Origin of the sequence: Bartonella refiksaydamii (assembly GCF_902652675.1) — a bacterium.
GTDB classification, from domain to species: Bacteria; Pseudomonadota; Alphaproteobacteria; order Rhizobiales; family Rhizobiaceae; genus Bartonella; species Bartonella refiksaydamii.
On sequence record NZ_LR736289.1, the window covers coordinates 105,234 to 117,698 of the forward strand.

Genomic DNA, 12,465 nt, shown 5'->3' on the forward strand with positions numbered 1-12,465 from the left:
CAAGAAGTAAAATAAGCCACCTAGGTAAATATCATCACAATATAGGAAACCTTTTCAGCCGAAAATATTAAAAATGACATTGGCACGTATTAAGATAAATCTCTCCATCAAAAACGATCAAAAGAATTGATGAAATACCGAGGTCTAAACCATATGCATGGGGCGAAAAATATTAACCAACCAACGATACCAGCACTGAGAATTTTAAAGAACAAAGGTTTAGAAATAATGCGGTGAGGATGGGTAAACCACCCTTAGGGATATTGCACTATAGTAAGATTGAATTGGTGCAACTGTTTCCTTTTATTATGAGAGCCTATTGGAGTGAATAACAAATACAGCACTGTTCCCAAAAGAGCTGATAGGATGTAAAATTCATAACAAAAACTTGTATCTCATTTACACCTCTAAATTCGCACCTCTAAAATAGAGTGGGTCCTCTGTCAGCTATAAATATAAAGCAATTAGCAATCAAATTAGTAAAAAACTTCAAAAAATCTAGGGATAGGTAGAAAACAAGTTAAAAGAATCAACGGAATTAAAACTCCCGAACTTTTATATCCTATAAAAACATTGGCTGGGGTACCTGGATTCGAACCAGGGAATGCCGGTACCAAAAACCGGTGCCTTACCGCTTGGCTATACCCCAAAAAAAATATGCTCACGACCGCTTCTGCACCTTATAGCGATTCCTGTGAATGTGCGCAATATCTGAAAATCAAAGCTTTTACTTTTTTATCATAAAATTTTGAAGTCTTGTTAATACTGCACTGATGCAAAATTTGTAACAAAAACTTGTACTTGTTTATAACGATAACACAAACAATAGTTATTTAACTATTAGTCATTTTACATTTTTCGTATTTTACCATTTTATTCATTCATTTCAGGACAGGATAAAATACAAATTTTGTACTGCATCGTTATTTAATAGATTATCATGGGCTGCATTTTTTTTGATTCACTCAACTCTAAACTCTTTGACATGAAACAGAAAAACAAAAGAGCTTTATGTGTTGATGATTTATTATCTTTTAACTGCATTCTTGTTTTTTTTCAGTCTAAAATAAATCATCTTCCCCAACACACAGATTGGACCGATAATGCATAACGAAGATAATTAGCCTATCGTGGAAAATCCCATTTTTGATTAATATGTGCAAACTGTCAGTTGTAATTGGAGTTATAAAATGTTTTTAAAGTCTGTGCAAAAATCAGTAGTATCTGCAAAAGATAACCACTAATGCTCCGTTGCAAACACTGTGATAAAAACTGGGGAATACTCATATAAATAATCCGGAAAAGACCTAGTAAAAATTGAAAGCATTTTGTGAGATAGTTAAAGAAATTTTTAGGTAATAAAAACAAAGACTCATAGCTGTCTAAATTTACTTTTCATTCTTTAAAAAAAGTCATTGCATTTTTTGTTAGTCTACATATGTAAAAATTTTTCAACAGAAGTATTTGTATAACTTAATGATATTTTTTGATTAAGCGCATACATCCCCAAAAACACCTTTATAAAAAGATAATCATAAAAAATTAATTTAACACAAGCAAGCATTCAACATTTGCTTTTAGATGCTGTAAATGGCAAATTAAGTTTGTGGAGTGAGCTTAACAATTAGAATCGAGGAGATTTTTAAATGGCTTTTGAATTGGCCCCTTTACCTTATGATTATGATGCCCTTTCACCTTATATGTCACGCGAGACGCTTGAATATCATCATGATAAGCATCACCTCGCTTATCTTACCAATACCAATAATTTCGTGAAAGATTTAGGCTTAGAAAATGAAAGCCTTGAAACTATTGTGAAAAAAAGTTTTGGAAACAATATTGGTTTGTTTAATAACGCAGCACAATACTACAATCATAACCATTTTTGGCTTTGGATGAAAAAAGGCGGTGGCGGTCAAAAACTACCTGAAAAATTAGCAAAAGCTATTGAAGCTGATCTAGGTGGTTATGACAAATTTCGCGCTGATTTTATCGCTGCTGCTGGGACACAATTTGGTTCTGGGTGGGCATGGGTTGCTGTTAAAGATAGCAAGCTTGAAATTATGAAAACGACTAATGGTGAAAACCCTTTAGTTCATGGCGCTCAACCTATTCTGGGCGTCGATGTGTGGGAGCATTCTTATTATATTGATTATCGTAATGCCCGCCCGAAATATCTTGAATCTTTCGTAGATCATTTAATTAATTGGGACTATGTTCTGAAACTTTATGAAGATTGTGGATTTTAAGCTTTTTGTGCAACCTTTTATATTGTATTAAAGGCTCTATAATCTCATAAATTATGGAGCCTTTCAAAAAGAAGAACAGATGTTTAAATTAACAGCAGTTTTTCCCCACTATTTTTAGGATATATGCATAGATATATGCGACTTCTTCTAGCTTTGAAAAACGTCCAGCTGCACCTGCATGACCTGAGTCCATATTAATGCGCAATAAAATCGCATTATCGTCTGTTTTTAGGTCTCGTAATTTTGCTACCCACTTCGCGGGCTCCCAGTAAGTTACACGAGGATCTGTTAACCCTGCGATCACAAGTATAGGAGGATATTTTTGAGCTTTGACGTTATCATAGGGCGAATAAGAAGCGATAAGATTATAATCCTCTTCTGATTCAAGAGGATTTCCCCATTCCGGCCATTCTGGAGGCGTTAATGGCAGTGAAGCATCTAACATGGTAGCTAAAACATCAACAAAAGGCACATTTGCTACAATTCCAGAAAAATCCTGTGGAGCTATATTGGCAATGGCTCCCATCAACATCCCCCCTGCTGAACCACCATGAGCAATGAGTCGGTCATGGGACGTGAATTTATTATTTACAAGGTAGCGCCCACAAGCAATAAAATCTGTAAACGTATTGTATTTAAAAAGGTGTTTCCCTTTCTCATACCATTCGCCCCCCTTTTCTTTTCCTCCTCGAATATGGGCAATGGCATAAATAAAACCTCTGTTAACCAAAGAAAGTACATTGCTATTGAAACTGGCTGGAATGGAGATTCCATAGGCGCCATAACCGTAAAGCAGACAAGGTGCACTACCATCAAGAGCAGTAGTGTTGTGATAAAAAAGCGAAATAGGGATTTTCTCGCCATCATCTGCACTTGCTGTAATACGTCGTGTTACATACTCATCTTTATTATGCCCAGAGGGAATTATTTGCGTTTTTAAAAGCGTTCGTTTACGACTTTTCATGTCATAATCAAACACTTGATCAGGAGTTGTCATAGATGAATAGGAAAAACGAATGGTTTGGCTATTATACTCTGTAGCACCTTGTAGACCTAAAGAATAAACATCTTCTGTAAAAGTAATGGAATGAATCTGTTTAGTGGTACGCTCCATTACTTTTATACGAGGAAGCCCCTCAAAACGTTCGAGCCAGATAAGAAAATCTTGATATGCATCATGGGATAGTATCAAACGTCCAAGCTGATGTGGCACAAGTTCAGACCAATTTTCTGATTGTGGAGATGCATACGGGGCTATCATAATCTTGAAATCTTTGGAGTTATCTAGATTGGTCAGAATATAAAAAATATCACCGCCTTCTGTAAGTGAATATTCAATACCTTTTTGTCGCTTCCGTACACATTGGGGAACAGTGAGAGGCGCTTTGGCAGAAATCAACCAAATCTCTGACGTTTCATGATCATGAATATTAATATAAACCACATCATTAAGCTTAGAGCCACTTACATATAAAAAAAATCCTGGATTATCCTCACGAAAAATAAGCTTATCTTGCGATTGATCGGTGTTTAATCGGTGATAATAAAGTTCAGAAGGACGGTGGTTTTCATCCATCTTCGTATAGAAAAAACCTTCAGAATTAGCATCCCACACAATCTGTCCAGATGTATCAGTAATGGTGTCTACACAGTCAGATAATGTTTCCAAATTACGAATTTTAGCTTTGTAGAATTCTGATCCTTTGTCATCGTAGGTCCATACAACATGTGTATGATCAGGAGATTCTTGAACTGAACCAAAATTGAAATATTCTTTGCCTTCAGCCAAATCATCACCATTAAGGTAAATATTTTTTTCTCCGCCATTCCTTGGTGTCCGAAAATAATGTGGTTGTTGACCTCCGATAACATAAGAGACCCCATAGGCAAAAGGGCCGTGTTTTATAGGAACGGAACTATCATTCTCTTGGATGCGGCTTTTCATTTCGGAAAAAAGCAAATCTTGTAATGGCTTTGTATCAGCCATTTGATCAACCTGATAAGCATTTTCCTTTTCAAGATGATGTCGAATATTTTCGTCAAGACAACTAGGATTCTTAAAAACCTCTTGCCAATTAGATGCACGTAGCCAATGATAAGGATCATCACGACAAATACCGTGATACATTTCTTTATGAATGATTTTGGACGCTTTAGGCGGAATTACAGAAGAGCGAGTCATATACGATCCTATAAAAAGATGTTAACAGTTTCGTTTATATGTTAGAATCATATTGTTTATGCAAGTGCGTAAATCTATAGATCCCGTGCCTTTGCAAAAATATAGCTGTGATAGTTTCTATAATGACACTATGTACTTCTGTTTATCACATATCACGTGTATCATCTTTTATAAGCATAATGCCACTTTTATAGAAGTGACAAACTGAGAAAATAAGGCTATTTGGTAACGAAATTAGATTTTTCTTTAAACAATAGAACTGAATTTTGGATATACAAAGTAAAATTTATTTTAGAAATGTATTGGGAATATTGGTATTACTGACTAGAAGGAAAAAGCTTATCCTATCATATTGGATAGGCGATTTTTAAATTTATTTACTGTATTTTTTGAATTAAAAAAATATTTTAAGCTATTTTTTATATTAAATAAAGCTCTATTATGAAACAAATTTGAAATTTAGAAAGATGAACATTAATTTATAAGTATATAAAATAAAAATATTAAATTATATATTATCGTCTTATATTTAATGTTTTTAGTTCTATGCTCGCTAAAAAAATAAATAACTTTATGCTATATTATTTTTTATATGTATGATATATTTTATTCCATGCACGATATTTTATAGAACAAAAATATATTCTAAGAGGTAAGAAGCTGTTTCTTCTTAGTATATATTATGACAAAAAAGGGGTATTTATTTGATTTTTTTGTGTTTTGGCAATTTTATAGAATAATTGAATTGACAAAAAAGATTTTTGTACAATATGAAATCTATGTGCATGAGATCTCTGTATCATGAGTATGTGTGCCGTATCTCGATTTTAAATTACTCGTTAAATTAAAGGAAACAAGAATGGAACATCGTCCAGTCTTAGAGACTGAAAGCAATTTAGTTATTACATTGGTTGCTGATATTGTTGCTGCCTATGTGAGTAATAATTCTATCCGACCGACTGAAGTGCCAAGTTTGATTGCTGATGTCCATGCCGCTTTTCGTAAAGCGGGGAATGTAGAATTAACAGAAGTTGAGGTTGAGAAGCAAAGGCCGGCCGTTAACCCAAAACGCTCAATTTTTCCGGATTATCTTATCTGCCTTGAAGATGGGAAGAAATTTAAATCTTTAAAGCGTCATCTTATGACTCATTATGGAATGTTGCCGGAAGAATATCGTGAAAAGTGGCAATTGGACAGTTCTTATCCTATGGTGGCACCTAATTATGCAAAAGCGCGCTCGGCTTTGGCAAAGGAAATGGGACTTGGGCGCAAAAGCAAACGAAAAAAAAACAAGTAAACACATTTTTTTGAACAAAAGAGCGTCTTTGGTATATAAAAATGCTTTTTAGCGGATATGTTTTTGTAGAAGTTTTGCGTAGCTTTTTCTACGCTGATTTAATTTTATACATAACTCTCGCTACGAATCCGTTCAATCATTGATTTAAGACCATTTGATCGTTGTGGCGTGAGATTTTCGTTTAAACCAAGTGTTTTAAAGAGTCCTTCAGCATCCGCATTGCGAATTTCAGAAGCTTTTTTGCCTGAATAGAAGGCAAAAAGAATGTAGATAAGCCCACGCACTATATGGGCATCAGAATCACCTTGAAACGTTAATGTTGGATTTTCTGCATTATTACGTGAAGATAAAAGCCATACTTGGCTAACACATCCAGGCACTTTGTGAGCATCATTTCGCGCACTTTCAGGAAAAGGCGGTAATTCGTGCCCAAGTTCAATCACATAACGATAACGATCTTCCCAATTATCCAAAACAGAGAAGTTTTCTATAATATCATTGATTGTTTCTGCCATAATCTCAGTCCTGTCTTGTTTTTATGATTATGCTGAATGTAATTGGTTGACGGATAAGCACTTATTCTTCTTAATATAATACCAATGGCAAACATTAAAAATTTTGTTTTAAGGTGATGTTGAATGTTCCTGTTTTTGTATAGAATCCTGTAGCTCGACATTGGGAGCAATATTTGGAGAGACTGTCCTATTCTTGTCATCTAATATACGTCCAAAATATTCGTAAACTGCTTTTGCACCATAACGTGCGCGTTCGCTAAGTGAACTTAAAAAGGTTTTTCCAACTTTGCAGGCTTCTGTATTACGGTCACAAAATGCTCCTAAATCATTTAAAGCTTCCTTAAAAGCCATAATCACATCGCTCGTTGTTGTTTCACTATTTCTTTGGGTAGAGGAATGATGATTGTTAGGCTTTGCTACAAAAAATGAAATGATGACAAAAAGAAAAAACAAAAATAATAATAATTTAATCAAAAAACGTATCATGGGCAGCCAATGTACCGCAGTTATGAATGAAACAAAAATAGCAACCTATACTCTTCTTCTTTATAAAAAATTTATAAAATTGAGCATTTGTTTATCAGATTTATATCGTTAATTACGTCACAATCATAGATGATGCAGCTGTACAAAAACGAGATGCATTATCTTTTTGTTAAAAAATTAACATCAAAATTAATTATACAATAAAAAACAAGAGCATTGCAAATATGTGAGCTTACACTTTCACTACGTGTAACGAGAACGAATGTAAATGAGATAGAAAGAATTATGCGTAATAACCATAGTAGTGCATGAAAGTTACTATACTGTACAACACACATTGTAATTTTCTGTTTCTTAAAAAAACACATATATAAAAATTATATGGATTAAGCAGATAGCCTATTCTCTTGCAGAGATTTTAAAAATGACTTCCGTTGTTATTTATAAAATTTATTGAATATTAGTAGAATGAATTTATACGAGAACATATATGATATTGAGAGGCAAGTATGCTTATCATATCATTTTATGAGGATGTAATCCTATGCAGATGTACAATATTTGAAAGAAATACACGTCGCTTCAATTCTACAGCGTGATAAGCAAATGTGTTTCAGTTTTATTTCAAATGCTACACAATATATACGCAAAAAATAAGGAAATAACATAGCACTTTCAGTTTAGATGATGATATGTGATTAATGTGAATTACAAGCGTAAAAATGGTGTCGCATAGGTAGAAGCTTAAAAAATGCTGTAGAATATAAAACTGAGAAAATTGGATGAAGGCTATTGTTGATTTATCTGCTCATACATTTGTGTAAAAAGATCGTTGATTTTAACAGTTGGAAAGGAGAGAGCAACAATGTAGATGCTCCTCCCTCTTGTTATCGGAAATGAGAATAGTTTATTTTCGTTTCTGTGTAAGAAGTAACTGTAATTGGAAATAAAAAATAATGACAAAAAAACAGAAAACACGCAGAATAAAACATCGTAAACGCTATAGTAGTATTGTTATAACAATTCTTCTCATAAGTGGTCGTTTTCTCTTTTGGATTGCAAAAACATTTTATTTCCATACACGTAAAAATGCTTTTTTTTTCATTGGAGCTCTTCTTTTTACTATTAGTTTTGGATTTGTTTCATTTAATGCTTTGTTTTCGCAAATGACAATGCAACAGGATGTTTTTACTAAAATGAAGTTCACCTTCGCTCCGAATATAGAGCAAAATTCTACTTTGTCAAAAAAAGAAGCAAAATTTCATACAGTTTCTCGTGTTGCTTCTGTACCTTTCTCAAACCCTCTACACAAAAATTTATCTTCACAGCCTCTGTCAGAAGACACACTAGAAATACAAAAGAAGCTAGCAAAACTAGGACTTTATGATGGTCCTTTAGATGGGATAGAGGGACCTAAAATGCGTCGAGCCATAGCACTATGGAAACAGCAAGCTACTCGAAAGAGGCAAAACGATGTTTCACCCAACTCCACAATAGATGAAATTGCAGTATTAATTAAGCAAAGCGAGATAGAAATAGCAAATGAATCAACAAAAACAAGCGCTATGCCGCGCTCGAAAGAAACTGTTTTAGAACCTCCTGTTACAGATATTATACAAGTACAAAAAGCTTTACGTATTTTTGGTAACAGGGAAGTTATTATCACAGGTGTAGAAGATCAAAAAACAAGCGAAGCCTTAAAACAGTTTCAAAAAATGTTTGATCTTCCCATAACAGGTAAAATTGATCACATAATTTTGATGAAAATGCGTGAAGTTGGTTTGTTGAATTGAAGAAAAGCATCTATCTTACAAAGCAAACACTGAAAACATAGCGACAATATACTCTTTTACCTTATGCTTTTTTTCCTAAATACATCAAAGGAAAGCTTTTCTCTCTCCCACGCATAAAACTAAAATGTATATTGGAAATTTTCCTTTTAGTGAAAAAAATAAGGAATACATATAATTTATTCTATGCAATTAAGACAACATATTGATTTATAATAATTAACCGTTTTTATAACTTGAATGAAAGTTCCAAGTACAGCAAGATTACCTCATTTCAAACTCTTTTATGAAAGAACTTCGCTTGCATGTTACAAGAGAGAGTAGCTTTTAGATAAAAAACTTTTAAGAAAGGAATAAATATGCTTTTTATGAATTGTCTAAATGCAAGAATTGCCGCCACACAATAAAAAAACTCAAAATCTTTGTGTCTTTTTTGCAATAGCTGACTGTGCCGCTGCTAAACGCGCAATTGGAACTCGAAAAGGAGAACATGAAACATAATCTAGATCATTTTCTTCACATAAAGCAATAGAAGCAGGATCACCTCCGTGTTCACCACAAATTCCCAGTTTAATATTTCCACGCTGTGAACGACCACGCTGTGCAGCAATAGAAATAAGTTCCCCTACTCCATTGCGATCAATGGATACGAAAGGATCTTGTTCTAAAAGTCCTTTTTGAAAATACGTTGCCAAAAAAGGAGCAGCATCATCACGTGAAATTCCAAAAGTGGTTTGCGTTAGATCATTGGTTCCAAATGAAAAAAATTCAGCAGTTTTGGCAATTTCATCTGCCCGAAGAGCTGCTCTTGGAAGCTCAATCATCGTCCCAACCATATATTGAATGTCGCTTCCTTCTTTCCTTATAACTTCATCAGCTATTTGATCAATACGAGCTTTTACAAAATCAAGTTCAGATTTTAGTGCAACAAGCGGCACCATAATTTCGAGCATAACAGGAGACCCAGATTTTTGAGCAGCGTCTGCTGCTGCTTCAAAAATGGCCCGTGCCTGCATTTCGGCAATTTCTGGATAAGTAATGGCCAAACGGCATCCGCGTAATCCAAGCATAGGGTTGAATTCGTGCAACTGCTGCGCGCGTTCAGCAAGCACTTCAGTAGGAACTCCCATAACCGTTGCAACATCAAGAATTTCCGTATCCGTTTTTGGCAAAAATTCATGGAGAGGTGGATCTAGCAAGCGGATAGTAACAGGCAAACCACGCATAATTTCAAACAATTCAGCAAAATCTGAACGCTGCATTGGCAAAAGTTTATCCAGTGCTTTACGACGACCACGTTCATCATTACTTAAAATCATTTCACGCATGGCAACAATACGTTCACCAGAGAAAAACATATGTTCCGTACGGCAAAGTCCAATCCCTTCAGCCCCAAAAGAACGTCCCATACGTGCATCAGTTGGTGTTTCAGCATTGGCACGAACTTTTATCCGCCTCATCCCATCAGCCCACTCCATCAATTTTGCAAAATCTCCACAAAGCTCAGGTTGTAACATTGCAACCTTTCCTTTGAAAATTTCTCCACTTCCACCATCAATCGTAATGACATCACCCTTTTTAAAGCTCTGCGCTGAAACAATCATTGTATTTGTGTTATAATCAATCCGCACACTATCTGCACCAGAAATACATGGTTTTCCCATACCGCGCGCCACAACAGCAGCATGACTTGTCATGCCACCACGCGTTGTTAAAATCCCTTCTGCCGCATGCATACCATGGATATCTTCTGGACTTGTTTCTACGCGTACTAAAATAACTTTGCGACCTTCTGCCGATGCACTTTCTGCTTCTTCCGAAGTAAAAACAATTTCACCAGTTGCCGCCCCTGGAGAAGCAGGTAAACCACGTGCAACAACAAAACGTGCTGCTTTGGGATCAAGTGTCGGATGTAAAAGTTGGTCAAGCGATTTTGCATCAATACGCATCACCGCCTCTTCACGGCTTATCAACCCCTCCTCAACCATTTCGATTGCCATTTTTAAAGCTGCACGAACCGTTCGTTTTCCTGAACGAGTCTGTAACATCCACAATCTACCTTTTTCAATCGTAAATTCAAGGTCTTGCATATCCCGATAATGCTGTTCAAGCTTCTGCGCAATTTGACACAGCTCCAAAAAAGCTTCTGGTATAATCTCTTCTAAAGATGGTTTATTTGAACCCGCAATAATACGTGCATTTTTCGTAATATTTTGGGGAGTTCGAATACCTGCCACAACATCTTCACCCTGCGCATCCATTAAAAACTCACCGTAAAGTTCTTTTTGCCCTGTCGATGGATTCCGCGTAAAAGCAACACCTGTTGCTGAATCTTCACCCATATTGCCAAAAACCATAGCTTGTACATTAACCGCCGTTCCCCAACTTTCAGGAATATTATGTAAACGCCGATAAGTGACCGCACGAGCTGTCATCCAGCTGGAAAAAACTGCTCCAATCGCTCCCCATAGCTGTTGTTCAGGATCTTGTGGAAAAGGCTTCCCTAACTTTTCTTCAACATATGCTTTATAAGAAATAATAACATCTTTCCAACTATCTGCTGTCATTTCTGTATCGTCAGCATAACCATAGCGTGCTTTTGCCTCATCAAGAATCTCTTCAAAATACGAATGATCCAATCCCAAAACAACATTAGAATACATTTGGATAAAACGGCGATAGCTGTCATAAGCAAAACGTTCATTATTGGCTTGCAAAGCTATTGCTTTTACAGTCTCATCATTCATACCAAGGTTAAGTACTGTATCCATCATCCCTGGCATAGAAGCCCTAGCCCCTGAGCGAACAGAGAGTAAAAGTGGACTTTTTTCATTACCAAATTCACGCCCCGTTTGTTCACCAATGCGCTTAAGTGCTTGCTTAATAACTTCCCGTAATTCTTCTGGATATGATTTATCATTTGCATAATAAAAATTACAAACTTCCGTTGTAAGAGTAAATCCGGGAGGTACAGGCAAACCAAGATTACTCATTTCTGCCAAATTTGCCCCTTTGCCACCAAGAAGACTGCGCTTACTAGCATTTCCTTCCGCACTGCCATTGCCAAAACTATAAACCCATTTTACCATTGCACAAATCCTCTTATATCAGCATAAAAACATCATTTGATCTAGTCCCACAATCAAAAGCAATGATTCGACTCAAAATTAGCTAAATCAAAGAAAACATCGCTTCATAAATGCAAAAAACTAACCTTCTGAAAAGGAAATGACCATAAATATCAAATCCCATCTTTTGTAAAAAATTAGTTTTTAAGGAAACTATCAATCACCGAAAAGAAAGATTCTACCCTCATGGCACCTTCATACTTATTACCATTGATAAAGAAAGTAGGTGTCGCTTCAACACCAAGCTCTTTACCACGCTCAAAAGATGCATTTACTTCATCTAGAATGGACTGATTTGTTAAGCAAGCCTTAAAACTTTCGTCCGTAAAACCCGCCATTAAGCTAATTTTCTTCAATGGTGTTTCAGCATCTTTCCCCCAAGCCCACTCTTGCTGTTTCTGAAATAAAACTTCTATCAGAGGAAAATAGCGATCTTCTGGTGCACAGCGTGCCAACATAAAACCTGCTGTTGCTCGTAAATCAAAAGCATACTCTCGAAAAATAAGTTTCACTTTTCCTGTTTTGATATATTTTTTACGAATTTGAGGAAGTACATCGTTATAAAAGGATGCACAATGAACACATGTCAATGAAGCATATTCAATAATTGTTACCGGTGCATTTTCTTCCCCCTCAAACCTATCTTTAACCTTCCCCGATTGAAGAAGTTTAGCCATATCAACAGTTGAAACTGGTTTAGCCCCATTAGCTAAAGCGATAGCTGCATTGATTTGTACAGCTGTTATGAAGAGAAAAATCATCCCGAAAGATAAAAAAGAGCGGTACTTTACCATAAATAATACTTTTCTGTTGTTATT

9 protein-coding genes and 1 tRNA gene are annotated in these 12,465 nt (G+C 35.5%); 4 read left to right on the top strand and 6 right to left on the bottom strand.

Features of this window, described 5'->3' with window-relative positions; translation table 11 throughout:
• Positions 1-574 precede the first annotated feature (574 nt).
• A tRNA-Gln gene (locus GQO39_RS00475) sits at positions 575-649 on the bottom strand.
• 997 nt (positions 650-1,646) lie between these two features.
• Between GQO39_RS00475 and GQO39_RS00480 the strand changes: the two genes are divergently transcribed.
• Positions 1,647-2,249 carry a superoxide dismutase gene (locus tag GQO39_RS00480; protein WP_156850478.1) on the top strand — a complete coding sequence of 201 codons (603 nt, stop codon included), beginning with the start codon at positions 1,647-1,649 and terminating at the stop codon, positions 2,247-2,249.
• A gap of 88 nt (positions 2,250-2,337) precedes the next feature.
• On the opposite strand, the gene GQO39_RS00485 is transcribed toward GQO39_RS00480, so the two are convergent.
• On the bottom strand, positions 2,338-4,431 hold the full coding sequence (locus GQO39_RS00485; protein ID WP_156850479.1) for a S9 family peptidase: 2,094 nt from the start codon (positions 4,429-4,431) through the stop codon (positions 2,338-2,340).
• Positions 4,432-5,290: 859 nt separating this feature from the next.
• On the opposite strand from GQO39_RS00485, the gene GQO39_RS00490 reads away from it, so the two are divergent.
• Positions 5,291-5,728 (top strand): Ros/MucR family transcriptional regulator, encoded by a 438-nt coding sequence (locus tag GQO39_RS00490; protein ID WP_006925549.1) that lies wholly within the window; start codon positions 5,291-5,293, stop codon positions 5,726-5,728.
• A 104-nt stretch (positions 5,729-5,832) separates the two neighbouring features.
• On the opposite strand, the gene GQO39_RS00495 is transcribed toward GQO39_RS00490, so the two are convergent.
• Entirely contained in the window at positions 5,833-6,243 is a 411-nt protein-coding gene (locus GQO39_RS00495) for a SufE family protein (protein ID WP_007553064.1), read from the bottom strand.
• A gap of 108 nt (positions 6,244-6,351) precedes the next feature.
• Positions 6,352-6,729 carry a DUF5330 domain-containing protein gene (locus GQO39_RS00500; RefSeq protein WP_156850480.1) on the bottom strand — a complete coding sequence of 126 codons (378 nt, stop codon included), beginning with the start codon at positions 6,727-6,729 and terminating at the stop codon, positions 6,352-6,354.
• On the opposite strand from GQO39_RS00500, the gene GQO39_RS08770 reads away from it, so the two are divergent.
• The gene (locus tag GQO39_RS08770) at positions 6,647-6,841 is read left to right on the top strand and encodes a hypothetical protein (protein WP_198039395.1); all 195 of its coding nucleotides are present in this window, start codon (positions 6,647-6,649) and stop codon (positions 6,839-6,841) included. The two genes, GQO39_RS00500 and GQO39_RS08770, sit on opposite strands and share 83 nt — an antisense overlap.
• An 844-nt stretch (positions 6,842-7,685) precedes the next feature.
• Positions 7,686-8,522, top strand: coding sequence for a peptidoglycan-binding domain-containing protein (locus GQO39_RS00505; RefSeq protein WP_156850481.1), 837 nt, complete (start codon positions 7,686-7,688; stop codon positions 8,520-8,522).
• Positions 8,523-8,932: 410 nt separating this feature from the next.
• On the opposite strand, the gene ppdK is transcribed toward GQO39_RS00505, so the two are convergent.
• Complete coding sequence (ppdK, locus tag GQO39_RS00510) at positions 8,933-11,608, bottom strand: pyruvate, phosphate dikinase (protein ID WP_156850482.1); 2,676 nt, start codon at positions 11,606-11,608, stop codon at positions 8,933-8,935.
• A gap of 176 nt (positions 11,609-11,784) precedes the next feature.
• Positions 11,785-12,441: a DsbA family protein gene (locus tag GQO39_RS00515; RefSeq protein ID WP_156850483.1), complete on the bottom strand. Its 657-nt coding sequence runs from the start codon at positions 12,439-12,441 to the stop codon at positions 11,785-11,787.
• Positions 12,442-12,465 lie beyond the last annotated feature (24 nt).

Bases quoted from the DNA above. Each gene is read 5' to 3' on its own strand.
- GQO39_RS00480 (WP_156850478.1), top strand. From the start codon at position 1,647: ATGGCTTTTGAATTGGCCCCTTTACCTTATGATTATGATGCCCTTTCA.
- GQO39_RS00485 (WP_156850479.1), bottom strand. From the start codon at position 4,431: ATGACTCGCTCTTCTGTAATTCCGCCTAAAGCGTCCAAAATCATTCAT.
- GQO39_RS00490 (WP_006925549.1), top strand. From the start codon at position 5,291: ATGGAACATCGTCCAGTCTTAGAGACTGAAAGCAATTTAGTTATTACA.
- GQO39_RS00495 (WP_007553064.1), bottom strand. From the start codon at position 6,243: ATGGCAGAAACAATCAATGATATTATAGAAAACTTCTCTGTTTTGGAT.
- GQO39_RS00500 (WP_156850480.1), bottom strand. From the start codon at position 6,729: ATGATACGTTTTTTGATTAAATTATTATTATTTTTGTTTTTTCTTTTT.
- GQO39_RS00505 (WP_156850481.1), top strand. From the start codon at position 7,686: ATGACAAAAAAACAGAAAACACGCAGAATAAAACATCGTAAACGCTAT.
- ppdK (WP_156850482.1), bottom strand. From the start codon at position 11,608: ATGGTAAAATGGGTTTATAGTTTTGGCAATGGCAGTGCGGAAGGAAAT.
- GQO39_RS00515 (WP_156850483.1), bottom strand. From the start codon at position 12,441: ATGGTAAAGTACCGCTCTTTTTTATCTTTCGGGATGATTTTTCTCTTC.